Genomic DNA, 24,691 nt, shown 5'->3' with positions numbered 1-24,691 from the left:
ACGCGGATCCGGGGTCGGATCCCTTCCCGTCAGGAAAGGGCTCTGACCCCGGCCGGGCAGCGTTACACCGCGTAGCCGGTGGCTTCCCGGGCCTTCTTCCAGGCGCTTTCGAATTCGCGCGCGGAGATTTCGTCGTCCTCGTCGAAATCCAGGAACGACACCGGCTGGTCGGCCAGCAGGAAGCGGTCATCGCTGTGGGCATGCTCGTCGGCCCAGACCATCTTGGTGCCGTAGATTTCCACCTGGCGCACGATCTTCTCGCCACGGGCTTCCATCAGCACGTTGCCCTTGCCCAGGCCCGATTCGGCCCAGTGCTTGTAGTACTTCTTTGCGGCGGATTTCGTGCCGGGTTTTGCGTTGTGCTTTGCGTAGGTCATTGCAGGGGTCCTGGCTGCAGGGGCGGCCGGAAAGTTCGGAATGACGCCATTATCAGGCATCCGGGGGTCAGATCCCTTCCCTGCGGAAAGGGATCTGGGCCCTGCCGACCTACTGCGGCAACGCCACGCCCTTCGGCCACAGCATCCAGATATTGCCCTTCTGCTTCATGTCGCCGGCCAGCTTGCCGGCGGCGTCGCCGCTGCCCCAGTACAGGTCGGCGCGCACTTCACCGGCGATGGCGCCGCCGGTGTCCTGCGCGGCCACCGGGCGCACCACCGGGCTGCCGTCCGGGCGCGTGGTGGACAGCCACAGCAGGCTGCCCAGCGGCACCACGGTGCGGTCCACCGCCACGCTGTAGCCGGCGGTGAGTGGCACGTTCAGTGAACCGCGCGGCCCCTCCGGGCTGTCCGGATTGCGCACGAAGAACACGTAGCTGGGATTGCTGCGCAGCAGTTCCGGCACGCGCGCGGGATTGGCCCGGGCCCACGCGCGGATCGCGTCCATGGTGACGTCTTCCTTCTTCAGCTGGCCCTGGTCCACCAGCCAGCGTCCGATCGCGCGGTAGGGGTGGCCGTTCTGTTCGGCATAGGCCAGGCGCACCTGCTTGCCATCGCCCAGGCGCACACGACCCGACCCTTGGATCTGCAGCAGCTGCAGGTCCATCGGATCGGTCAGCCAGGCCAGCACCGGCGCCTTGGCGCCCTTGGCCGTGATGGTACCGGCGTCGTCATAGGGCTTGAGCACTTTGCCTTCGACGCGACCGCGCAGGCGCTTGCCCTTCAGTTCCGGATAGAGGCTCTCCAGCTGCACCACCACCAGATCATCCGGCGTGCCATAGACCGGCACCGTCGCCTTCTCGGTGCGGGTCAGGCTGCCGGCGTAGATCGGCTCGTAGTAGCCGGTAATCAGCCCGTCGGCCTGGTGGCCGCCGGCACGCAGTGCGTAGACATCCAAATCGCGCTGCAGGAACTGGCGGATCGCCGCCGGGTCCTTGTCCGAAACCGTCGCGGCGGTGGCGCAGGGTTTTGCCCAGACCGCATCGTTCTTCAGGCGCGTGCAGCTGCTGCGCCAGGCAACGAAACCGGCCTGCAGGTCGTTGTCGGAAACAGACGGCAATGCACCCCATTCGGCCTTGACGTACGTGGCAGGCGATGGGGCAGGCGGTGTCTCTGGTGGCGTTCCCAATGTGGAACACCCCGCCAGCAGCACGAGGGTACCCAGGCTCCAGTACCTGCGGTTCGATTGGGCGTTGAATGCGGTCATGGGTCAAATGTAGTGCAAATGACCCTCTGCGTAGCAGTTTTTTCACGGCGTTTACCAACTCATCCGCTTCAGGATCGCATTGCCCGACAGATGATGCTTGACCACGGCGGCGATATGCAGGAACAGAAGCCCGCCCAGAACGACGCATGCATAGCGGTGTGCAGTATTGAACGCCATGGTCAGCTGCGGGTCGCTGATGGGCTGTGGAAAGCTCACCAGGTTGAACACATTGATCTCCCGCTCCATCATCAGCACGCCCGTCAGCAGCACGACGGTCGTGACAAGATACAGAGCGGCGTGAGCAATCAACGCAGCCCATTCCGCTCCGCTGGCGGGTGCATCCCGGTGATTTGAGATGGCAATCACCACGCGTATGGCGAACAACGGAATCAACACCGAGGTGATGGACACGTTGAAGAAACCAATGGTTTCAGCGACGGTATGCGGCACGTCAAGAAGCGCCACGTAGAAACCACTGACAGTGGCCCAGAGGATGATGACCGCAGAGATCCAGTGCAGCAGCACTTGGGCTTTTGAGTAGCGCATGAGAGGCAATTCGCTCGATTGACGATGTCGGGCGACCTTAGGCATTCACCTCCTTGAACAACATCGAATGGATTGCAAAAAATTCCCACAGCCATCCATTCAGTGATTCCGATCAGATTCCCGAGGGATTCGCCCGTTGCCAGCTGCAAGCCGGCAGCCCTCTTTACGGCGTCTGCAGTAGCAGCGAGTGCAGGATGCGCGCGTCTTCGGCATCCAGCGTCTTCGGCAGGTCATCGCGGCCACGGAAACGGCGGTGGAAGGCGGCGACGGTGGCTTCGCGGTTGTCCAGCGGATAGCCGAAACGGGCCAGTGCATTCCAGGCATCGAAACCTCCCGGCGCAGCACCATCGGCCGCACGCGGCCAGATGCCGAAACCGGCCTCGGCCAGCTGCTGCCAGGGGAAGAACCGGCTCGGATCCTGCTTGCGCGTCGGCGCCAGGTCGGCATGGCCGATCACCTGGCGCGACGGAATGTTGAGGCGGGTGGTGAGATCGCGCAGCAGCACAATCAGCGATTCGATCTGCGCCGCACTGAACGGGCTGCGGCCATCGTTGTCGAGCTCGATGCCGATCGAGGCTGAATTGAGATCGGTGATGGTGCCCCAGCGCCCGGCACCCGCGTGCCACGCACGGCGTTCATCGGCCACCAGCTGGTAGCGATGGCCATCGGCACCGATCAGGTAGTGCGCGCTGACCCGTCCGCCGCTGTTGGCGGTACGCAGCGTGTGCAGGCTCTGCTGCACCGACTTCTGCTCGGTGTGATGGATGACGATGATGACCGGCGTGCGTGCATTCTGGTTCGGCGACGGCACCCAGGTGGCGAGCGGGTTGCGGGTTTCCTGCGGCGCGGAGGCACAGGCGGCCAGCAGCAGGCAGGCCGAGAGCATCAGGGCGGTGCGGATCGGGTGCATGGCCTGATTGTGCGCGATCGCGCCTGATGATGCATGCCACGGTGCCGAGCAAGCCTGGCACCCACCAGAGAGGATGCGGTAGATCCACGCCATGCGTGGATGGGCTACCCGCTGTGCCGACCAACGGTCGGCACCCACCCGAGCAGGAGCAGTGCCAGGCGAGCCTGGCACCCACCAGAACAGTAGAAGTGCCGACCAACGGTCGGCACCCACAACATCAATGCAGCAGCTCCGTCGCTACTTCAGGCCTCGTAGGCCGATTCGCCGTGCGAAGTCACATCCAGGCCGGTGCGTTCGGCCTCTTCGGTCACGCGCAGGCCGACCACGCTGCGCACCACCAGCAGGATCAGCGTGGTCACCACCGCCGACCAGACCACCGTCAGCCCGACGCTGACCACCTGCACCCAGACCTGGTGCGCGATATCCAGATCGGCCTTGGTGCCGCCCAGCGACTGTGCACTGAACACGCCGGTAAGGATCGCGCCGACGATGCCGCCGACACCATGTACACCGAACACGTCGGCGGTGTCGTCCACTTTCAGCAGGCGCTTGAGGCCGGTCACGCCCCAGACGCAGACCACGCCGGCGACCAAGCCGATGACGATCGCGCCCAGCGGGCCGACGGTGCCGCAGGCCGGGGTGATGCCGACCAGGCCGGCCACCGCACCCGAGGCCGCGCCCAGCGCCGACGGCTTGCCCTTGCCGATCGCCTCCACCAGTGTCCAGCCGAGTACGGCGGCAGCGGTGGCCAGCACGGTGTTGAGGAAGGCCAGCGAGGCCACGGTATCGGCGGCGGCGGCGGAGCCGGCATTGAAGCCGAACCAGCCGACCCACAGCAGCATCGCGCCGATGTAGGTGAACGGCACGTTGTGCGGCTTAAGCGCGGTCTGGCCGTAGCCCAGGCGCTTGCCGACGAACCATGCGGCCACCAGGCCAGCCACACCCGCATTGATGTGGACCACGGTGCCACCGGCGAAGTCGATCGCACCCAATTCGCCCAGGTAACCGCCACCCCAGACGATGTGCGCCATCGGGATGTAGCTGAGGGTGAACCACAGTGCCGAGAACAGCAGCACCGCGCGGAACTTGATGCGCTCGGCGAACGCGCCGACGATCAGCGCGGTGGTGATGCCGGCGAAGGTCGACTGGAACGCGACGAACAGATAGTCCGGCAGGCCCTTGATCGGCGTGTTGCCCACCGAGTCGGGGGTGAAGCCCTTGAGGAAGGCGAATTCGGTGAACGAGCCGAAGAACGGATTGCCCGCGCTGAACACCGCGCTGTAGCCGTAGGCCACCCACAGCAGCAACACCAGCGAGAACACCACCAGGATCTGGCTGAGTACCGACAGCACGTTCTTCGAACGCACCAGGCCGCCGTAGAACAGGGCCAGGCCCGGCACCACCATCAGCAGCACCAGCAGGGTGGAAGTGAGCATCCAGGCGACGTCGCCACGATCATAGGCGGCGGCCGCTTCGGCCACGGCCGGCGCAGCGGCTGCGGCAACCGGATCCTGCAGTGGTTCAACGGCCACACTTTCGCTCGGCAACGGCGAGACCTGCGCCTGGGCATGGGCATTGCCCGGCCAGGCACCGGCGGCCAGCGCGCTGAGCAGCATCAACAGGCACACCAGATGGAACCGGGCCTGCCACCCGGTGAGAAGGCGCATCTTCATTGGGGGAGTCTCCGGAAGGGGGTTACAGCGCGTCGGCACCGATTTCGCCGGTGCGGATGCGGATGACCTGTTCGACGGCGGTGACGAAAATCTTGCCGTCACCGATCTTGCCGGTGCCTGCCGACGACTGGATCGCTTCGATCACCGCGTCGGCACGCTCGTCGGTGACCACGGTTTCGATCTTGATCTTGGGCAGGAAATCGACGACGTACTCGGCGCCGCGGTACAGCTCGGTGTGGCCCTTCTGGCGACCGAAACCTTTCACTTCGGTCACGGTGATACCCGACACGCCTGCATCGGACAGGGCCTCGCGGACCTCGTCGAGCTTGAACGGTCGGATGATGGCGGAGATCAGTTTCATGCGCATGTCCCGATGGTGGATGGGGCCAGCGCGCCAGCGCGCGTTGGCATCAGGCAACCACGGGTCATCAGGATGATGACCGTGGCTGTTGCACCGGACACGTACAGGGCCGGGACGGCCGTGCCTCTCTCCTTGCACGACCGACGCGGGAGGGAGGGCGGCCCTGGTCGCGTCTCCGGTCTCTCTCTTGCCCCTAGATAAGCGGGCCAAAGGCCCGCGTTCCAATGCAGCGGACTGACAGCCCGCTCTACAACGGCGGGCCTGCGCCCGCCTTGCGGCTCCCCAGCCGCGAAAACGGAAGCGATGGCGGCGGGTGGGAGGGGGAAGCCCACCGCCATCGCCACCGGTCAGCTGGCGTAGTACAGCTGGTATTCCAGCGGGTGGGTGGCCGCGCGGAACTTGGTCACTTCCTGCATCTTCAGCGCGATGTAGCCGTCGATGAAGTCATCGCTCATCACGCCGCCTGCCTTCAGGAATTCGCGATCCTTGTCCAGCGCTTCCAGCGCCTGGTCCAGCGAGGAGCAGACCTGCGGGATCAGCTTCTCTTCTTCCGGCGGCAGGTCGTACAGGTCCTTGTCGCTCGGTGCGCCCGGGTCGATCTGGTTCTTGATGCCGTCCAGGCCGGCCATCATCAGCGCGGTGAAGGTGAGGTAGCCGGACTGGATCGGGTCCGGGAAGCGCATTTCGATGCGGCGTGCCTTCGGGTTGGAGACCCACGGAATGCGGCACGACGCCGAACGGTTGCGGGCCGAATAGGCCAGCATCACCGGCGCTTCGAAGCCCGGCACCAGGCGCTTGTAGCTGTTGGTGCCCGAGTTGGCGAAGGCATTGATGGCCTTGGCGTGCTTGAAGATGCCGCCGATGTACCACAGCGCCAGCTGGCTCAGGCCGCCGTAGCCGTCACCGGAGAACAGGTTGGTGCCGCCCTTGGACAGCGACTGATGCACGTGCATGCCGCTGCCGTTGTCGCCGACGATCGGCTTGGGCATGAAGGTGACGGTCTTGCCGTTGCGGTGCGCGACGTTCTTGATCACGTACTTCATGCGCAGCAGTTCGTCGGCCTTCTGCACCAGGGTGCTGAACTTGGTGCCGATCTCGCACTGGCCGGCGGTGGCCACTTCGTGGTGCTGCACTTCCACTTCGATGCCGACCTGTTCCAGGGTCTTGCACATCTCGGCGCGCAGGTCGTGCAGGGTGTCGGTCGGCGGAACGGGGAAGTAACCGCCCTTCACGCCCGGACGGTAGCCGCTGTTGGCACCGTCGTACTTGGCGCCGCTGTTCCAGGCGCCTTCTTCGGAATCGACCTTGAAGAAGGTGTTGCCCATTTCATTGGCGAAACGGACCGAATCGAAGATGAAGAATTCCGGCTCCGGGCCGAAGAACGCGGTTTCGGCGATGCCGGAGGACTTCAGGTAGGCCTCGGCGCGCTTGGCGATGCCGCGCGGGCAACGGCCATACGGCTGCATGGTGGCCGGGTCGAGGATGTCGCAGCTGATCACGATGGTCGGATCGGCGTAGAACGGGTCGACGTAGGCGCTGCTGGTGTCGGGCAGCAGGACCATGTCCGATTCGTTGATGCCCTTCCAGCCGGCGATCGAGCTGCCATCGAACATCTTGCCTTCTTCAAACAGCGACGGCTCGACGATGCTGACCGGGAAGGTGACGTGCTGCTCGACGCCACGCATATCCACGAAACGCAGATCGACGAATTCGATCTGGTTGTCCTTGATCAGCTTCTCAACGTTTTCCACGGACATCGGTACGACCTCGGATGGGGATGAATGCCTCCTGAGGTACAGCAACGACCGTGCCAACTTTTTACAGCCCGCAAGTCATTGATTTCAAAAAGAGTGCCCCGGACCGGTGCACATCGGTGCGCACCAATGAGGTGCGCCCTCCACCAGACGCACCCGTTTGGTGCAGCAGGGATCGTCTATCCTCTCGACCTTCTTCCTTCCTGCCGCGCGTGCCCGCACCGTCCATGTCCGACCTGCTCTCCGCCCTGCTGCTGGGCATCCTCGAAGGCTTGACCGAGTTCCTGCCGATCTCCAGCACCGGCCATCTGCTCATCGCCCAGCACTGGCTGGGTGCCCGTTCGGACTTCTTCAACATCGTCATCCAGGCCGGTGCGATCGTGGCGGTGGTACTGGTCTTCCGCCAGCGCCTGCTGCAACTGGCCACCGGCTTCAACCAGCGTGAGAACCGCGAGTACGTGTTCAAGCTGGGCGCGGCCTTCCTGGTCACCGCCGTGGTCGGCCTGGTGGTGCGCAAGGCCGGCTGGTCGCTGCCGGAAACGGTCAGCCCGGTGGCGTGGGCGCTGATCATCGGTGGCGTCTGGATGCTGCTGGTAGAGGCCTACACCGCGCGCCTGCCCGACCGCGACCAGGTGACCTGGACGGTGGCGATCGGCGTCGGCCTGGCGCAGGTGGTGGCCGGTGTGTTCCCCGGCACCTCGCGCTCGGCGTCGGCGATCTTCCTGGCCATGCTGCTGGGCCTGAGCCGCCGCGCGGCCGCCGCCGAGTTCGTGTTCCTGGTCGGCATCCCGACCATGTTCGCCGCCAGCGCCTACACCTTCCTGGAAATGGCAAAGGCCGGGCAGCTGGGCAGCGAGAACTGGACCGACGTGGGCGTGGCCTTCCTTGCCGCGGCCGTCACCGGCTTCGTCGTAGTGAAGTGGCTGATGGGCTACATCAAGTCGCACAAGTTCACCGCCTTCGCCCTCTACCGCATCGCGCTGGGTGCGGCACTGCTGCTGTGGTTGCCGTCCGGCAGCTGAACAGCGCCGGGGCACGGTAACCCCCTTGCCGGCCCCACCCCGTTTCCCCCACGGTTCCCCAAGGAGAATCACCATGAACCGCAAGCTCACCCTGCTCCTCCCGCTGGCCCTGATGGCCGCCTGCAGCCAGACCCCGGCACCGGCCGGCACCGGCGGTGACGACGTGGCCCCGGCCGCGGCCAAGGCAGCAGACCAGCAGACGCTGGCGCACCTGGATGCGCAGCGCCTGCAGAGCCAGCACTGGCTGCTGCAGCAGGCCACCGCCGCCGACGGCAAGCGCATCGACTCGCTGTTCGTCCGCGAAGACAAGCCGGTCACCCTGGACTTCGCTGATGGCCGCCTGTCGGTCAGCAACACCTGCAACCGCATGGGCGGCGGCTATACCTTCGACGCTGGCAAGCTGAGCGTCAGTGCGATGGCCTCGACCATGATGGCCTGCACCGACAAGGCGCTGATGGCGCTGGACGAGGCCGTGTCGAGCCGCCTGCAGGGCGAGCTGAAGGCCGAGCAGGATGCCGATGGCAAGCTGACCCTGACCAACGCCAAGGGCGACAAGCTGGTCTTCACCCCGGAACCGACGGCTGAAACCCGCTACGGCGGCGCAGGCGAAACCGTGTTCCTGGAAGTGGCCGCCAAGACCGAGAAGTGCTCGCACCCGCTGATCCCGGACTACCAGTGCCTGCAGGTGCGTGAGGTCAAGTTCGACGACAAGGGCCTGAAGCAGGGTGAGCCGGGCAAGTTCGAGAACTTCTACGGCAACATCGAGGGCTACACCCACGAAGACGGCGTGCGCAACGTGGTGCGCGTGAAGCGCTATGAGGTGAAGAACCCGCCGGCCGATGCGCCGTCGCAGGCGTACGTGCTGGACATGGTGGTCGAGTCGGCCATCGAGAAGTGATGTAGAGCCGACTGTCAGTCGGCTGGCACTTGAAGGGCGGCCGCGAGGTCGCCCTTCTTCGTTGTGCGTTGTAGAGCCGAGCCATGCTCGGCTGCTGTCTATCGGGAAAAGCAGCCGAGCATGGGCTCGGCTCTACAGAAGCACATTGCCGCTCAGGCCAATGCGGGGTTCAAGGTGTAGGTGCCGTGCAGCGCCGCTTCCGCCAGCACGTGGCCGTGCATGGCGCGATACGCGTCTGCGGCGGTGAAGCGTGCCGGAAGCTCCAACGAGGCCACGTCCAGCGCAAACACCCGGAAGAAGTAGCGGTGCACACGCTCGTCGTTGAACGGCGGGTACGGGCCGTCGTAGCCCAGGTAGTCACCGGCCATGTCCGGGTTGCCGGCGAACCAGCCGGTGAAGTCGTTCAGGCCCTGGCGGCTGCCAGCCGGACCCGCGGGTGCGGGCTTGCCCTTCACCACGAAGCCATCGCTGCAGCTGCCAGCAGCAATCTCCTGCACCGAGGCCGGGATATCGGCCATCACCCAGTGCACGAAGTCGCAACGCGGCTGGTCGCGCGGCACGGTCATGTCATTGCGGCCGACCGTCTCCGGCACCGTCGGCACGTCCGGGTCCACGCACACCAGCAGGAACGAACGGGTGCCGGCCGGCGCCCCGCTCCAGGCCAGGTGCGGGTTGCGGTCGGGCGCGAAGCCAGCGGCATCACCGGCGGCGAACTCACGGTCGATCGGTGCGCCGTTGGTCAGGCTGTTGCTGCTCAGCTGCATTGCATTCTCCTCACTCTTCCGGGTAACCCAGGCGCACCGCAACCGGGGTGAGCTGGGCGAAGGCGGCGCTCATCACGTCGCGGTAGTTGCGCCAGTGGCCTGCAGGCAGGCGCGGCGCGCCCAGCTGTGCCGCCGGCGGCATCGGCCGCTCGAACAGGCGGCCCAGCAGTTCGGCCATCGCGTGCGGATCATTGCCGATCTGGTCGATGCGCAGCAGCACGTGCGGGTACAGGTCTTCCTCGTGCAGCGTGGCGATCTGGGTCAGTGCGCGCGTCAGCCATTCGCTGGCTTCGGCCAGCGAGGTCATCGCCAGCGGTGCGGCGGCGCCGTAGGCCACCCAGTCCAGCAGCATGTCGCGCGGATCACGCAGCACCAGCACCAAGCGCCCCTGCGGCAGCTGCGGGCGCAGCGCCCACAGCAGGGCGTTGTCCCACCACAGCAGCCAATCGATCACGGTGTCGCTCTGCAGGCCACGCGCCGGCAGCTGTTCGCGCCAGCGCTGCACCAGCCGTTCCGGCGTCAGCACGCCCGAGGCCAGGTCCTGCAGCGTGTTGTAGTTCTGGAACGCATCATCGGGTGGGGTATTGGTATATCGGTCGCTGCGCAGCACAGGGCTGGCGGCCGCCAGGCCGGTCGCCACGCGCTCCACGCCCGAACCGGGGGCGCCCCACAGGAAGATCGGTGCGGAACTGGCATCACCTTCGATGCTGCCCTTGTCGGGCCAGCTCGGCGGCGACTTGGCCTGTGGCGGCAACGGCAGGCGCTGCGGGGCCTGGTCGGTCTGCACCGACATCCACGTGCGCAGCGCCTCCTGCGGCTGTCCGGCACGGTCCTGGATCTCGCCCATCCAGGTCCGCAGATCAGCGCGATGCGCTTCCGGCGCCTGCTCGATCAGCGCCTGCACACGGGCAACCGCCGCAGCGGGATCACGCTGCAGCAGCCCCTCGACCAGACGGGATTCACCGCTGACGCGACCCGGTTCCAGGCTGACGATGCGCTCGGCGATCGCTTCGGCCTGCGCGTGTTCACCCGCCATGTCATGCAGGCGCAGGCGCGCTTCCAGGGCCGGCACATGCGTCGGCATCGCTGCCATCCAGCGCTCGACCGCAGCCACCGCGCTTTCACTGCCCACCTGCTCGATGGCCAGGCGCGCCAGCCACACGTCGTGCAGCTGGTCATGCGCGTCCAGCACCGCATCCAGGCGCGCGCGTGCTTCTTCTTCGCGGCCCAGGCGCTGCCACGACATCAGCAGCAGCTGCAGCACCTGGCGGTCTTCCGGCTGCGTTTCCAGCAGCGGCAGCAGGTAGTCCAGCGCCTGCAACGGCTGGCCGTTGCGCAGCGCCAGTTCACCGGCCAGGCGACGCATCGCCGGCACGTCCAGCTCCGGCTGCCGCAGCGCTACCTGCACGGCTTCGGCCGCCGCCGGCACGTTGCCCTGGCGCAGTGCCAGCTGCACCACCAGGCCATGCAGCGAGGACAGCGACGGATTCAGCTCCAGCACGCGGCGGAACGACTGCTCGGCAAACGCCAGCATGTCCTTGCCCAGGTAGGCGAAGCCCAGTGCATACAGCACACGGGTATCGTCCGGCAGTGCCTTGCTGGCGGCCGACAGCAGCGCCAGCGCGCGGTCGGCTTCGCCACGGCGCAGCGCGACCATGCCGTCGATGGTCAGCAGTTCCGGATGCTCCGGCTCCACACGCGCGGCCAGGGTCGAGATGCGCTGTGCTTCGTCGAAATCGTTGCGGCCGATCGCCAGGTGCGCCTGCATCAGGTAGGCGGAGAAGGAATTCGGATCGAGACCGGTGGTGCGCACCAGTGCTTCGTCGGCCCCTTCGAACTGGCGCAGCGCCAGCAGCAGGCCGGCGTGCTGCAGGTGCAGCTGGGCGTCGTCCGGGGCCAGCCGCAGCGCCTGCTGCAATGCCTCCATCGCGGCTTCGGCATTGCCCTGCTGCTGCAGCGCAAGCGCCAGCCAGCGGTGGGCGTCGGCGCGGCCGGGTTCGTCACGGGTCCACGCCTGGGCCAGCTGCACGGCCTGGTCGGCCTGGTTCTGGCGCAACGCTTGGATGATCTGGTCTTGCATGGCAGTCCGGTTCAAGTGCAAACCGGCATTGTAGCGGGCTGCGCGCCGCTGCCGGTTCAGGCCTGCAGGACCCGCTGCAGGCGTTGCGCCACCCAGCGCTCGGAGAAGCCGTCACCCCGCCAGTTCTCGATGAATCCGCAGTGGCCGCCCCAGCAGGCAGTTTCCAGGCGCGCCTGGCGCGGCAGCTGCCAGTCACTGAAGGTCGCATAGGGGATGACCGGGTCATCCTGCGCCATCAGGATGTCAGCCGGCACCTGCAGGGCGGAGAGGCGGTCACCGGCAATCGAATAGCCATCGAAATAGGCCTGCAGCGAGCCGAAGCTGGTGTGCCGCTCGACCAGCCACGCGGTCAGCGCGCGGATGTCCAGCTTCAGCACGCGGTCGTCGCAGTCGCTCAGTTCAGGGAACAGGTCGCGCTTGCGGCGCAGCGAACCGGCCCACTTGCGGCGGAAGTACCAGTCGTACATCGCCGGGCCGTTCTCGATGCTGTCCATCGTCAGCGCCGGGTCCAGCACCGGGCACACCGACGCCACCCGCAGCAGCGGCACGCCGGCGGCCGGCGCGCGCAGGGCCAGCCGCAGCACGAAATTGCCACCCAGCGAATAGCCGGCGGCCACCAGCGGCAGCTGCGGCCAGCGCTGGGCGATATCGCCTGCGGCATGCACCACTTCATCGATCAGGTTGGAGTGGAAGATGCCGGGGTTCAGATGGTGGGTGTTGCCGTGGTCGCGGAAGTTCAGCCGCACCACATCGAAACCCTGTTCGATCATGCGCGCGGCCGCCATGCGCATGTAACTGGATTCGGCACTGCCTTCCCACCCGTGCAGCAGCAGGGCAATTCCCTTGGGCTGGCGACCTTCGACATGGCTGTGCCAGCCCTGCAGGCGCACGCCGTCACCGCCATCGAGGATCAGCTCCTCGCTGACCGCACCGGTGGCGGCCAGCAGCAGCAGGCCACGCTGCAGGCGCATGCGGCTGGAACTGAGCATCGACTGCAGGTGCGGATTGCGCAGCCAGCGCGGCGGCTGATAGTCAGCCGCATGCAGCGTCGGCGTACCGGCGTCCAGGACGGGTGGCGGTATCAGGGCCACCGCACCCTCACTGCGTGCTCATGGCCGCCACGATGCGCGCGCGCGAGGTTTCCGCGATGCGTCGACGGCCTTCCAGGTCCTGGGTACCGATCGGCTCCAGGAAATGCACTTCGGTATGCCGCGCCGGCTCACCGAGCAGGCGCAGGAAATTGGCGGCGAAACTCTCGCCCGGGCCGAACGCGACGATGGTTTGTGCGTCGCCCTTCACCCCGTACACCAGCGCCACCGGCTGCACCGGCACGCCGGTTTCAACCGCGGCCTGGAAGATGCGGGCATGGAACGGCCCCACTTCGTGGCCGCCGCGGGTGCGCCCTTCCGGAAACACACCGACCGCCTTGCCGGCGCGCAGGCGCTCCGCCATCACCTGCATCACCCCACCGAGCGATTCGGTATTGCCACGCTGATGGAAGATGGTCTGGCCGCGCGCGGCGAGCCAACCAACCAACGGCCAACTGGCGATCTCGCGCTTGGCGACAAAGCCCATCATGCGCTGGCTGTGCAGGATGGAGATATCCACCCAGCTGACATGGTTGGCCACAAACAGCACGGCGCCCGGCAGCGGCTTGCCGATCTGCGACAGGCGGAAGCCGAAGATCCACATCAGCCCGCCCTGCCACCAGTTCACCACCTTGGCCCCGAACGTATCCTCGCCCACGCGCAGTTCGCCCCACGGCGGAAGCATGCCGATCAGGATGAGCGGCAGGAACACGGTGATGTGGACCAACAGCAGCGGTACGCGGTACAGGTAACGGCACACACGCGCCACGCCGCCACGGGGGGCCGGAGTGGGGGAAGTCATCCGCGCACGATACCGGAGCGCCGCGGCAGCTGCCAGCCGATTTAGGCCATAACCGCCATTGACCGGGGCAATCGGCGGGGAACGCTGGGTTCTGCCGCCGTCAACACGCCCGACGGGGGACTCAACCGTGGCCGGCGGCCACCACCGCCAGGGTCAGCCGCGAGATGCACACCAGCCGGCCCTGCTCGTCCTCGATGCGGATTTCCCACAACTGGGTACTGCGGCCCACGTGCAGCGCGCGCGCGGTGCCGGTGACAGTCCCCGAGCGCACCGCACGCACATGGTTGGCGTTGATTTCCAGGCCCACGCAGATCTGCTTTGCGGTATCCACGCACAGGTTGCCGGCGCTGCTGCCCAGGGTCTCGGCCAGCACCACCGAGGCACCGCCGTGCAGGATGCCGTAGGGCTGGCGGGTGCGCTCGTCCACCGGCATGGTGGCCTGCAGCCAGTCCTCACCGACGGCACTGAAAACGATGCCCAGGGATTCGATGGCCGTGTTGCGGCTGAGCGCGTTGAGCTGCTCGATGGAAACGGCTTCGCGGAATACCTGGGTCATGCGGGCACCTTCAGAGGATGGGAACGAGGCCGGCGCCGAACGCGGTCAGCATGCGCACCAGCAGCCACTTCGGGCCGACGTTGACTTCGGGGAAGTCGCCGACGGCGACGTAGCAGTCGTGGAATGCCGGGGCCTGCCGGGGCAGCGGCTGCGGGCAGTCCGGGCCGGGCTTGAATTCGTAGTCGGTGGCGTAACGCCACGGCCAGAAGTCGAGAATCGGCAGCGCTTCGGAGGCCTTGCCGACGCTGTAGTTGAGCCCCGACAGCACCGGCGGTTTGGCGCGGGGTGCCACCGTCCAGGAGTTCTGCGGGTGGGTGTCGCGCAGGATGCTTTCGGCCAGCTGCTCGGCGAAGACCGGATCGTCGATGATCACTGCGCCTTCGGTGTTGTAGTTCTCGCTGCGCGGATCGAAGTTGTGGGTGCCGACCACGCCGATGCGGCGATCGACCACCAGCGACTTGGCATGCAGGCCCATGCGCGCACCCTTGCGGGTGACCGGCAGTGGCTTGTTGACCGCCTTGCTGCCAAGGAACGACGGCCGCGTCTCGGTGCGCAGCAGGCGGGTCTCGACCTCGCTGCCGGCCGCACGACGGCGTTCGCGGGCGTTCTGGTAGGCGCTGCCGGTACGCGGATGGTTCACCGGGCCGTGCTTGTCCATGGCGCCCGAGCCGCCATCACTGCCACCGCGCGCATTGCTGCCGGCGGCGCTGCCGCCGATCAACGGATTGCGCCCGCTGCCATCCTCGCCTTCGGGCGCGGCGATCGGGTCGGGCAGCAGGTTGCGGTAGTCGACCGGTGCATCCAGCGGGAACGGCTTGTATTCGAAGATGTTGAAGCCCAGTTCGCGCATGTTGCGCCGCTTGTACTTGTACGACAGCGCATACACGATCGGGTTGTCGGTGGCCGCCAGGCTGTTGCTCGACACCACCACGCGCGGCGGCTGCGGGCGCTTGCGCAGCTCACGGAACAGCTTCTGCGCCGGCTTGGACAGCACAAGGTACGGGGTCTGCAGGATCACTTCCTTCTGCGCACCGGCAATGAGTGCATCCAGCTGTGGCTCGGTCACGTGCTGGCCAGCCAAGGGTGCGTCGGCCTTCTCGCGGCGATGCTTGCGCGGCAGGTCGGCGACGTAGCGCACCGAAGCCACCGGCAGCGCGGTATCCACGAAGGAACGGGTGACGAAGTCCATGTCATTGGCTTCGGCGCTGACCCGCTGCACCCGCTCGGGGCGGCGGAAGGTGGCCGGTGGCAGCACCGGCACGCCCTCGCGCAGCAGGGTGCGGCCCACGTCATTCAGGCGCTCGGCCGGCACGCTGCGGTGGGCGCGCCAGAACGCATCGAAGTTGGCCGCCATCGCGCGCGCTTCCGGGCCGGCGATCATGACGTCGCGGTCGCGGAAGTTGTACTCGCGGTCCCAGTCGTAATAGTCGTCCTGGTAGTTGCGGCCGCCGACCACGCCGATCGCATCGTCGATCACCAGCAGCTTGTTGTGCATGCGCTGGTTGAACCGGCGGAAGCAGCACAGCACGCTGCCGGCGTAGTCGAAGTAGTTCAGCCGGGCCTTGCCGAAGGTCGGGTTGTAGACCCGCAGCTGGAAGTTCTGGTGGGCACCGGACAGCGCCCCCAGGATCTCGAGGTCGGAGATCGCCGAGAGCTGGTCGATCAGCACCCGCACCTTCACCCCGCGGCGGGACGCGGCCAGCAGTTCGTCGATGACCAGCCGGGCGCTGTCGTCCTTGTCGAAGATATAGGTCTGCAGGTCGATGCTGCGGGTAGCGCTGCGCAGCAGGTTCAGGCGTGCCACCAGGGCGCCCTCGCCCTCATCCAGCAGGGTGGCGTAGTGGCGCGGTCGCTCCGGGGTGGATTCGGTGAACGCCCGCCCGGCCAGGGCCCGCAGCGGCGAGTCCTGCGCGCAACGGTCGGCGCGCTGGCAATCAACCACGGTCGAGCGCGCCTGCACCGCGATCGCTTCGGCACGGTCGCGCTCGGCATGCGACAGCGAGGCACAACCGCTGCCCAGCAACACGGTTGCCAGCGCCAGTACACGCAGCAGGAGGTTCACGGTTTCGGCGCCTCGCTCAGGCGCGCTCGCAATACGAAGGTCACTCGGTCACTCAAGGCAAGCTGCCAGCTGTCCATTCCATACCGGCCTCGCTGCACGGTACCGCGGCTGACGACATCGCAATCATAGCCGGGACGGGCGCAATCCGCTTTCTCGACCTTGAGCTTCTCGGGGTGGCTGATCCCACGCAGGGTCAGGCGACCATCGATATCGCCCCCGTTCTCCACGGTCTCCGGCCAGTACGGCAGCGAGTCGAACTCGACCACCGGATGGCGGCCGGCATCGAAGAACTCCTCGCCGCGCATCCAGCCGGTGTAACGCGACTTGCCGGGGATCTCGACCGAGCGCGTGAACATCTTCAGGTGCACCTGGTGGCGGCCATCGGAAAGGATCTCGATGCGTCCTTCAAAGTGCGGGAACACGCCTTCGATGCGTTGTCCGAAGCGGGTGCGCACTTCGAAGCCGATCTGCGAGCGCACGGTATCCAGGCGCAGCATCCGCGGGGCTTCGGCTGCCACCGGTGGCAACGGGGTGGGCGGAGGTGCTGCAGCCCAGGCGGGACCGAAGGCCAGCAGCGCGGGCAGCAGGAAGCGGCTGCGCCGCGCCAGGCTCATCGGATCACGGCCACCAGAACGCGTTCAGGCTGGCCACGCCCGGTTCGATCGAGGCCTCGCGCGGGAAGCCAAGCACGGCGATACCGGCCGGCGGCATGCCGCGATAATCGCTGCTGGTGCCCTCGGTCATCAGCGCCACCAGGCGCTCCAGACCCGGGTTGTGGCCGACGATCAGCACCCGGTCGAGGTCACGGCGGTCGTCCACCAGCGCCGCCAGGGTGCCGGGGGTGGCCTCGTAGATGCGGTCTTCCAGGCGCTTCTCCACGTAGCCGATGGTGCCAAGCACGGCCTCCAGGGTCTCCCGGGTGCGCCGCGCCGGCGAGCACAGCACGCAGTCCGGCAGCAGATTGTTTTCCTTCAGCCACTTGCCGGCGGCTTCGGCTTCGGCCAGCCCTACCGGCGACAACGGCCGGTCAAGGTCGGCCTGGCCGGGAGTGGCCGGTTCGGCATGGGCATGGCGCAGCAGGATCAGTTCACGCATCGCGGGTTTCCATGAAGAAGAGGATGCAGCAGAAGGAGTGAGGCAGGCATCAAAGCTTGAGCCAGGACAGCAGCGGCTCCCAGTCGGCCTGGTGTTCGCGCACCTGGGCGGAGCGGTAGTCGAACAGGCTGCGGCCCAGGCCGGTCATGACCACGTAGCTCTGGCTGTCACGCAGCTGCGCGACCACCGGGTATGGCCATTCGGCCAGCATCTGCAGCGCCTGCTGCGAGGTCTGGGTCCACGGCTTGGTGCGGTTCAGGACCAGCCCCACCGGCAGCTTGCGGCTGTGCACCCGTGGGTTCTGGGCCAGGCTGTTGAGGAAGCCGACGATGGCTTCGATATCCAGCGCCGAGGGCAGCACCGGCACCACCACCGCGTCGGCAGCGTCAAGGAAATGGGGGATATCGTCGGCCAACGCACCGGCCGGCGCATCGATGATGACGATTTCGGTACCGTCGGGCAGCTTCTGCGCCCACTGCTTCTTGCGATACACGTCGATGGGGAGCACCGCGCTTTCCAGCCCGGCACGTCGTTGCGCCCAGCGGGTGCTGGAGCCCTGCGGGTCGGCATCGGCGATCACCGTGGCCTTGCCCTGCAATGCCGCGTACGCGGCCAGGTGGGTGGCGACGGTGGTCTTGCCCACCCCGCCCTTGGAACCGGCCACCAGGATCGTCTTCATGCCAGCCTCGCTTCCGGGTACGTGCCCCGAGCGTACACCGGCGGTGGTGACGGGAGGTAGCATCGCGCTGAACCTGTGGCCATCGCCTTTGCTATCGTGGCGCCCCCGAAGGATCGAACCGGCATGAGCGAGCTGCAGGACCTGAGCGCACTGATCCGCGCCAATACCCCCCTGATCGTGATCGAGACCCAGGACGAGGGTCGCATCGTGGAACTGTTCCGGCAGACGCTGATGCACGTGTGGCGGGCGCTGCACCGCTGGTCGATCACCGAAGGCCTGCGCCGGATCGACCTGGACAGCGAGGACCCGCCAGTCGGGCCGCCGGATGCCAGTGCGGCCCTGCAGATGATCCGCCAGGCGGAGCAGCGCGGGGTCTACCTGCTGCTCGATTTCCACCCCTACCTGGGCTATGCCAGCCACCAGCGCGCCCTGCGCGACCTGATCCAGCGCCGCCACAGCGAACCGCACGTGCTGGTGCTGATCGGCGCCAAGGTGGAACTGCCGGCCGAGCTGGAAGCACTGGCGGTACGCTTCAACCCACGCCTGCCCGATGCCAACGCCCTGCTGAAGATGCTGCGCGAGGAGGCCGACGCCTATGCACGCGAGCATGGCGGCCGACGGGTGGAAGTCGACAGCGAAGCGGTGAAGAAGATCCTGAAGAACCTGCAGGGCCTGAGCCTGGTCGATGCCCGGCGCATCGCGCGCCAGCTGATCTACGCCGACGGCGCGCTGCGCGACGACGACCTGCCGCAGCTGGCGCGGCTGAAGTTCGAGCTGCTCAATCGCAGCGGCCACCTGTTCTTCGAGCACGACAGCGCGCGCTTCGGCGACGTGGCCGGCGCCAACCGGCTCAAGCGCTGGATCAACCAGCGGCGGGTCGCATTCATCGCCGGCTCGGCACCGGCTGGGCTGGACCCGCCACGCGGCATGCTGCTGCTGGGCGTGCAGGGCTGCGGCAAGTCGATGCTGGCCAAGGCCACCGCGGCCGGCTTCGGCGTACCACTGCTGCGCCTGGACGTGGGCGCGCTGTACAACAAATACCACGGCGAGACCGAGGCGAACCTGCGCCAGGCACTGGCCTCGGCCGAGCAGCTGGCGCCCTGCGTGCTGTGGATGGACGAGATCGAGAAGGGCCTGGCCACGGGTGGCGAGGACGGCGGCGTGTCACGCCGCGTGCTCGGTTACCTGCTGACCTGGATGGCCGAGCGCAAGGCGCCGGTGTTCATCGTCGCCACCGCCAACCAGGTGCACGAGCTGCCTGCCGAACTGCTGCGCAAGGGCCGCTTCGACGAGATCTTCTTCGTCGACCTGCCCTCGCCTGAAGTTCGCGTGGAACTGTTGCGCCTGCACCTGGGGCGGCGCCAGCTCAATGCCGATGACTTCGCACTGCCGGCGCTGGCAGCAGCCGCGAATGGTTTTTCCGGCGCCGAAATCGAGCAGGCGATCGTGGCCGGGCTGTATGCGGCGCATGCCGAGGGCCGACCGCTGGATACCGAGCTGCTGATGAATGAGATCCGCGCGACGCGGCCGCTGTCGGTGCTGATGGCCGAGCAGGTGGAAGCATTGCGGGCGTGGGCGTCGGGGCGGACGGTTTCTGCGGACGACTGAGGTTTCCCGCGAACGGCGCAGCCCCTCGTGGCGGCTGGTTGGCTGTGAACATCAAAAGCCGCGCTTGGCCGGGCGGGATGGATTCGCGGGGGACGCCGTGAACCCGTCCATGGGGGCTTGGCCGCGGCATCCATGCCGCGGACACCCCCGCGAACCCACCCCGCCCGGCCTCTGGCAATTTCCGAGTGCGTCCGCCACGGAAAAGAAAGAAGAAAAGCAGAAGCAAAAGCAAAAGCGCTTGGCTGGCCGCTCTTTGTAGAGCCGAGCCCACGCTCGACTGCGCTTCGCCCAGATATCGAAAAATCGATTCCGATGCAGATTCATCCACGCATGGCGTGGATCTACCGTGTCGACCAAGGTCGACACCTACCAACAGCAGCGTCGAACCGTCAGAAGTGGGGCGGTGTGGGTTGGCAGGACCGTTGGCGCCATGGATGGCGCCATCGAGCCCCCAGGGACGGGTTTACGGCGTGTCCTGCCAACCCACACCGCCCCGCCATCCCGCGGATTGCCCGCTGTTGCTGTTGCTTCGGCTGTTGCTTCGGCTGTTGCCTCTGCGGGTGCCGGGTGCAACCCGGCCGAACCCCTCCCTCAGGGCCAGGCAGGCGGTGCGGCCGCCCAGGCCTGCTGCACCTCGGCCAGCGACGCACGCTCATCCTCACGCCAATGCGGCAGCAGCTGCCCATAGTTCGCCGTGGTATTCCACTGCGTCGGCTCGGTGCGTACCGCAGCCGCATACCACTGCACCGCCTCCTGCTTCTGCCCCAGCCGCCACAGCGCCAGCGCGTAGGTCGGCGGCACCCAGCTGGGCTTCGTCCGTGCGCTGCCAGCGGAGGCCAGCCATTGTTCCAGTGCCGCCTCTGCCTTGCCCTGCCGCAGCAGGTGCCAGCCATAGTTCCAGCGCACGCTGCGGGCGACGCTGGCCTGTGCCGATGCCTCCTTCAGGGCCTCGCCATACAGCTGATCGGCCAGCTCGGCGCGGCCCTGGGTCCCGGCCACCGAGGCCAGCTGTACCGTCGCCTCGACCGCGCGGCGGCCCCGTTCACGCAGCTTGACCAGCTGGGCTACCAGATCATCGCCCTCGCCCTGCACCACCACCATCGGTGTGGCCGCCGGGTCGTTGTCGAAGTAGAACTCCTGCGGTGCCGGCACGGCCGGCGCGGCCCACGCAGTGGCCACTCCCGAGGCCAGCAGTACGCTGGCCAGGATCTTTCCTGGAACTGACATCCCTTCTCCCCAGGCCGCAACTGCAGCCTCCCTCTCTCTCTCCCGATCCTAACCCCAGCACCGCTGCGGGCGCGAGTGCCAGGGCCTGCGCGGCCCCGCTGCTACAATTCGCGCCTTTCCCGCCGCGTGCCTGCACGCGGCCGGTGCCAGCCGATCCTACCGGGCCAGCCATGACCAGTACCGCGCAACTCACTTCGCCCTCTTCCGCCGACCTGCTCGACCGTGATTACACGCTCGACCACAAGTACACCCGCAATGAGGGGCGGATCTACCTGAGTGGCGTGCAGGCGCTGGTGCGGCTGCCGCTGATGCAGCGCCTGCGCGACGCCGCCGAGGGCATCGACGGCGCTGGTTTCGTCAGCGGCTACCGTGGCAGCCCGCTAGGTGGCTTCGACCTGGAGTTGTGGCGCGCGCGCAAGCATCTTGAAGCCGCCAAGGTGAAGTTCACTCCGGGCCTGAACGAGGACCTGGGCGCCACCATGGTGTGGGGCACGCAGCAGACCAACCTGTTCCCCGGCGCCAACGTGCAGGGCGTGTTCGGTATGTGGTACGGCAAGGGCCCGGGCGTGGACCGCTGCGGCGACGTGTTCAAGCATGCCAATGCTGCGGGCACCTCGCGCTACGGCGGCGTGCTGGCGCTGGCCGCCGATGACCATGCCTGCCGCAGTTCGACCCTGCCGCATGGCAGCGAGGACGAGTTCGTCAGCGCCATGATGCCGGTGCTGAACCCGGCCGGCGTGCAGGACATCCTCGACATGGGCCTGCTGGGCTGGGCGATGAGCCGTTACACCGGCCGCTGGGTCGGCTTCAAGACCATTGCCGAGACGGTGGAATCGTCGGCCTCGGTCGAGGTCGATCCGATGGCACGCCGCATCGTGCTGCCGGAAGACTTCGAAATGCCGTCGGGCGGCCTCAACATCCGCTGGCCGGACCCGCCGCTGGATCAGGAGATGCGCCTGCACCGCTATGCGGTGAAGGCCGCGCAGGCGTTTGCCCGTGCCAACGGCATCGACAAGGTGGTGATGGATGCGCCGCGCGCGCGGCTGGGCATCGTCACCACCGGCAAGAGCTACCTGGACGTGCTGCAGGCGCTGGAATACCTGGGCCTGGACGAAGCCGCGTGCGCCGACATCGGCATCCGCGTGTACAAGGTCGGCATGACCTGGCCGCTGGAGCCGCAGGGCATCGCGCGCTTCGCGCAGGGTCTGGAAGACATCATCGTGGTGGAGGAAAAGCGTGCCTTCATCGAGCGCCAGATGAAGGAGCAGTTCTTCAACTGGCCGGCCAGCTGGGGCCAGCGCCCATCCATCGTCGGCAAGTACGACGAGAGCGGCGAATGGATCCTGCCATCCACCGGTGAGCTGACACCGGCCACCATCGCCGGCGTGATCGGCCGCCGCATCCAGAAGTTCTTCAACAACGAGTCGATCGAGCAGCGCCTGCAGTGGATGCAGGAAAAGGAAGCCGAGCTTGCGTTGCCGCGCGCCAGCTTCCCGCGCGTACCGCATTACTGCTCGGGATGCCCGCACAACACCTCCACCCAGGTGCCGGAAGGCTCGCGGGCGCTGGCCGGCATCGGTTGCCATTACATGGTGACCTGGATGGATCGCAGCACCGATACCTTCACCCACATGGGCGGCGAAGGCGTGACCTGGGCCGGGCAGGCGCCGTTCACCGATACCCCGCACGTGTTCCAGAACCTCGGCGACGGCACCTACTTCCACAGCGGTTCGCTGGCGATCCGCCAGGCGGTCGCCGCCGGCGTCAACATCACCTACAAGATCCTCTACAACGATGCGGTGGCGATGACCGGCGGCCAGCCGGTGGACGGCCCGCTGAGCGTGCCGGACATCGCAAAGCAGATGCGCGCCGAAGGCATCCACACCATCGTGGTGCTGTCGGACAACATCGGCAAGTGGACCGGCCAGCGCGAGCACTTCCCCAGCGACGTCGAGTTCCACGACCGCAGCGAGCTGGACGAAGTGCAGAAGCGCCTGCGCGAAGTGAAGGGTGTTTCGATCCTGATCTATGAACAGACCTGCGCCACCGAGAAGCGCCGCCGCCGCAAGCGCGGCAAGCTGGAAGACCCGCAGAAGCGCGTGCTGATCAATTCGCTGGTTTGCGAAGGCTGCGGCGACTGCGGCAAGAAGAGCTTCTGCGTGTCGGTGCTGCCGAAGGAAACCGAGTTCGGCCGCAAGCGCGAGATCGACCAGTCCAACTGCAACAAGGACTATTCCTGCGTGAATGGTTTCTGCCCGAGCTTTGTCACCGTGCACGGTGGCCAGCCGCGCAAGGGCAGCAAGCGCGATGCCTCCACCCTGCTGGACAACCTGCCGGCGCCGACCCTCCGCGGCACCCTGGAACAGCCCTGGAACATCCTGATCACGGGCGTCGGCGGTACCGGCGTGGTGACCATCGGCGCGCTGCTGGGCATGGCCGGCCACCTGGAAGGCAAGGGCGCGACCGTGCTCGACCAGACCGGCCTGGCGCAGAAGGGCGGCGCGGTGACCACGCATATCCGCATTGCCCGTCGCCCTGAAGACATCCACGCCGTGCGCATCGCCGCCGGCGAAGCCGACCTGGTGCTGGGCTGCGACATGGTGGTGGTCAACGATTACTGGGCCCTGTCGAAGGTGCGTGCCGGCCGTTCGCAGGTGGTGCTGAACACCTACGAGGCGATGCCCGGCACCTTCACCACTCGCCCGGACATGCAGTTCCCCGCCGCCGACATCGTGGCCGGTGTGCGCGTGGCGCTGGGTGGCGAGGAACCGCTGCTGCTCGATGCCACCCAGCTGGCCACCGCGCTGCTCGGCGATGCCATCGCCGCCAACCTGTTCATCCTCGGCTACGCATGGCAGCAGGGGCTGGTGCCGCTGTCGTTCGAGTCGCTGATGCGCGCCATCGAGCTCAACGGCGCCGCCGTGGCGATGAACCAGCAGGCCTTCGCCTGGGGCCGCCTGGCCGTGGTCGACCCGCAGGCTGTGCAGCAGGCCGCCGGCCTGGTGCGCAACCGCCACACCGATACCGAGTCCACCCCGGGCCCGCTGCACCCACTGCCGCCGGGCGAATGGGAAGGCAACGAATGGGGTGCCACCGCCGCACCGCGCAACACCGGCGACGAACGCGAACTGCGTGGCCTGCCCTCGCACGGTGGCGACGTGGCGTTCCTGCCGCTGGACGACGCACGCCTGTCGCGTTCGCTGGATGAAATGATCGAGCGCCGCGCCGCGTTCCTGGTCGAGTACCAGGACGCTGCCTACGCCAATCGCTATCGCCAACTGGTCGAGCGCGTACGCGCCACCGAGGCCGACCGCATCGGTGGTTCCACCGCACTGACCGAGACGGTGGCCCGCTATCTGTTCAAGCTGATGGCCTACAAGGACGAGTACGAAGTGGCCCGCCTGTACACCAGCGGCGACTTCCAGCGCCGCCTGCAGCAGCAGTTCGAGGGCGACTACCAGCTGCGCTTCCACCTGGCACCGCCGCTGTTCGCCAAGAAGGACGAGCAGGGCCGGTTGCTGAAGAAGGAATACGGCCCGTGGATGTTCAAGGCCTTCGGCCTGCTGGCCAAGCTGAAGTTCCTGCGTGGCGGCCGACTCGATGTGTTTGGGCGCACCGAGGAACGCCGCATGGAGCGCAAGCTGATCGGTGACTACGAGGCCACCGTGCAGGTGCTGCTGGATGGACTGAATGACGACCGCCTGGCGCTGGCGGTGGAGATCGCCAGCGTGCCCGAGCACATCCGCGGCTTCGGCCACGTCAAGGAAGCGCATTTCGAGCAGGCCAAGGCGCGCGAAGCCGCCCTGCTGGCGCAATGGCGCAATCCGAAGGCACTGCACATCGTGCAGGTGGCCTGATGGTCGTGCCGGCCGCTGGCCGGCAACCTGTTGCCAGGATCGATGTCGGCCAGCGGCCGGCACTACCG

General features: G+C 67.0%; 21 protein-coding genes. 4 read left to right on the top strand and 17 right to left on the bottom strand.

Going from position 1 to position 24,691, the window contains the following annotated elements:
• Nucleotides 1–62 precede the first annotated feature (62 nt).
• The 7 genes from FQS62_RS00735 to glnA all read right to left on the bottom strand — a co-directional run bounded on the left by FQS62_RS00735 (nucleotide 63) and on the right by glnA (nucleotide 6,888).
• A complete protein-coding gene (locus tag FQS62_RS00735) occupies nucleotides 63–377 on the bottom strand; it encodes a hypothetical protein (RefSeq protein WP_099589081.1) in 315 nt (104 codons plus the stop codon).
• Between the two features lie 109 nt (nucleotides 378–486).
• The gene (locus FQS62_RS00730) at nucleotides 487–1,641 is read right to left on the bottom strand and encodes a murein transglycosylase A (RefSeq protein ID WP_099589082.1); all 1,155 of its coding nucleotides are present in this window, start codon (nucleotides 1,639–1,641) and stop codon (nucleotides 487–489) included.
• Nucleotides 1,642–1,692: 51 nt separating this feature from the next.
• A complete protein-coding gene (locus tag FQS62_RS00725) occupies nucleotides 1,693–2,232 on the bottom strand; it encodes a cytochrome b (protein WP_197596289.1) in 540 nt (179 codons plus the stop codon).
• Nucleotides 2,233–2,350: 118 nt separating this feature from the next.
• Nucleotides 2,351–3,097 (bottom strand): N-acetylmuramoyl-L-alanine amidase, encoded by a 747-nt coding sequence (locus tag FQS62_RS00720; RefSeq protein ID WP_099589083.1) that lies wholly within the window; start codon nucleotides 3,095–3,097, stop codon nucleotides 2,351–2,353.
• 242 nt (nucleotides 3,098–3,339) lie between these two features.
• Nucleotides 3,340–4,770, bottom strand: a complete 1,431-nt coding sequence (amt, locus tag FQS62_RS00715; protein ID WP_049446098.1) for an ammonium transporter — start codon at nucleotides 4,768–4,770, stop codon at nucleotides 3,340–3,342.
• 22 nt (nucleotides 4,771–4,792) lie between these two features.
• Entirely contained in the window at nucleotides 4,793–5,131 is a 339-nt protein-coding gene (locus tag FQS62_RS00710; RefSeq protein ID WP_004134334.1) for a P-II family nitrogen regulator, read from the bottom strand.
• 347 nt (nucleotides 5,132–5,478) lie between these two features.
• Complete coding sequence (glnA, locus tag FQS62_RS00705) at nucleotides 5,479–6,888, bottom strand: type I glutamate--ammonia ligase (protein WP_208043242.1); 1,410 nt, start codon at nucleotides 6,886–6,888, stop codon at nucleotides 5,479–5,481.
• Between the two features lie 224 nt (nucleotides 6,889–7,112).
• On the opposite strand from glnA, the gene FQS62_RS00700 reads away from it, so the two are divergent.
• The gene (locus FQS62_RS00700; RefSeq protein ID WP_049446094.1) at nucleotides 7,113–7,907 is read left to right on the top strand and encodes an undecaprenyl-diphosphate phosphatase; all 795 of its coding nucleotides are present in this window, start codon (nucleotides 7,113–7,115) and stop codon (nucleotides 7,905–7,907) included.
• Between the two features lie 73 nt (nucleotides 7,908–7,980).
• Nucleotides 7,981–8,805, top strand: coding sequence for an META and DUF4377 domain-containing protein (locus FQS62_RS00695; RefSeq protein WP_208043243.1), 825 nt, complete (start codon nucleotides 7,981–7,983; stop codon nucleotides 8,803–8,805).
• A 152-nt stretch (nucleotides 8,806–8,957) separates the two neighbouring features.
• Here the strand turns inward: FQS62_RS00695 and FQS62_RS00690 are convergent, their stop codons facing one another.
• The 9 genes from FQS62_RS00690 to FQS62_RS00650 all read right to left on the bottom strand — a co-directional run bounded on the left by FQS62_RS00690 (nucleotide 8,958) and on the right by FQS62_RS00650 (nucleotide 17,931).
• Nucleotides 8,958–9,569: a YbhB/YbcL family Raf kinase inhibitor-like protein gene (locus FQS62_RS00690; RefSeq protein ID WP_049446090.1), complete on the bottom strand. Its 612-nt coding sequence runs from the start codon at nucleotides 9,567–9,569 to the stop codon at nucleotides 8,958–8,960.
• Nucleotides 9,570–9,579: 10 nt separating this feature from the next.
• Nucleotides 9,580–11,649, bottom strand: coding sequence for a tetratricopeptide repeat protein (locus FQS62_RS00685; protein WP_208043244.1), 2,070 nt, complete (start codon nucleotides 11,647–11,649; stop codon nucleotides 9,580–9,582).
• A gap of 56 nt (nucleotides 11,650–11,705) precedes the next feature.
• Nucleotides 11,706–12,740, bottom strand: a complete 1,035-nt coding sequence (locus tag FQS62_RS00680; RefSeq protein WP_080354832.1) for a YheT family hydrolase — start codon at nucleotides 12,738–12,740, stop codon at nucleotides 11,706–11,708.
• A 7-nt stretch (nucleotides 12,741–12,747) separates the two neighbouring features.
• Nucleotides 12,748–13,539 carry a lysophospholipid acyltransferase family protein gene (locus tag FQS62_RS00675; RefSeq protein WP_208043245.1) on the bottom strand — a complete coding sequence of 264 codons (792 nt, stop codon included), beginning with the start codon at nucleotides 13,537–13,539 and terminating at the stop codon, nucleotides 12,748–12,750.
• 121 nt (nucleotides 13,540–13,660) lie between these two features.
• Nucleotides 13,661–14,095, bottom strand: a complete 435-nt coding sequence (locus FQS62_RS00670; RefSeq protein ID WP_208043246.1) for a hotdog fold thioesterase — start codon at nucleotides 14,093–14,095, stop codon at nucleotides 13,661–13,663.
• A gap of 10 nt (nucleotides 14,096–14,105) precedes the next feature.
• The gene (locus FQS62_RS00665) at nucleotides 14,106–16,157 is read right to left on the bottom strand and encodes a phospholipase D family protein (protein ID WP_208043248.1); all 2,052 of its coding nucleotides are present in this window, start codon (nucleotides 16,155–16,157) and stop codon (nucleotides 14,106–14,108) included.
• The gene (locus FQS62_RS00660; RefSeq protein WP_049446082.1) at nucleotides 16,154–16,771 is read right to left on the bottom strand and encodes a YceI family protein; all 618 of its coding nucleotides are present in this window, start codon (nucleotides 16,769–16,771) and stop codon (nucleotides 16,154–16,156) included. The genes FQS62_RS00665 and FQS62_RS00660 overlap by 4 nt, the downstream gene beginning before the upstream one ends.
• A gap of 4 nt (nucleotides 16,772–16,775) precedes the next feature.
• Nucleotides 16,776–17,252, bottom strand: coding sequence for a SixA phosphatase family protein (locus tag FQS62_RS00655; protein ID WP_005407539.1), 477 nt, complete (start codon nucleotides 17,250–17,252; stop codon nucleotides 16,776–16,778).
• A 49-nt stretch (nucleotides 17,253–17,301) separates the two neighbouring features.
• The gene (locus tag FQS62_RS00650) at nucleotides 17,302–17,931 is read right to left on the bottom strand and encodes a nucleotide-binding protein (RefSeq protein ID WP_208043250.1); all 630 of its coding nucleotides are present in this window, start codon (nucleotides 17,929–17,931) and stop codon (nucleotides 17,302–17,304) included.
• 123 nt (nucleotides 17,932–18,054) lie between these two features.
• On the opposite strand from FQS62_RS00650, the gene FQS62_RS00645 reads away from it, so the two are divergent.
• On the top strand, nucleotides 18,055–19,539 hold the full coding sequence (locus FQS62_RS00645) for an AAA family ATPase (RefSeq protein ID WP_049446078.1): 1,485 nt from the start codon (nucleotides 18,055–18,057) through the stop codon (nucleotides 19,537–19,539).
• 591 nt (nucleotides 19,540–20,130) lie between these two features.
• On the opposite strand, the gene FQS62_RS00640 is transcribed toward FQS62_RS00645, so the two are convergent.
• Entirely contained in the window at nucleotides 20,131–20,766 is a 636-nt protein-coding gene (locus FQS62_RS00640) for a hypothetical protein (RefSeq protein ID WP_049448806.1), read from the bottom strand.
• 170 nt (nucleotides 20,767–20,936) lie between these two features.
• On the opposite strand from FQS62_RS00640, the gene FQS62_RS00635 reads away from it, so the two are divergent.
• Complete coding sequence (locus FQS62_RS00635) at nucleotides 20,937–24,623, top strand: indolepyruvate ferredoxin oxidoreductase family protein (RefSeq protein ID WP_208043772.1); 3,687 nt, start codon at nucleotides 20,937–20,939, stop codon at nucleotides 24,621–24,623.
• Nucleotides 24,624–24,691 lie beyond the last annotated feature (68 nt).

This window comes from Stenotrophomonas sp. SBJS02 (genome assembly GCF_020428325.2).
Taxonomy (GTDB): domain Bacteria; phylum Pseudomonadota; class Gammaproteobacteria; order Xanthomonadales; family Xanthomonadaceae; genus Stenotrophomonas; species Stenotrophomonas africana.
This window is presented reverse-complemented; position numbering and strand designations above follow the sequence as displayed.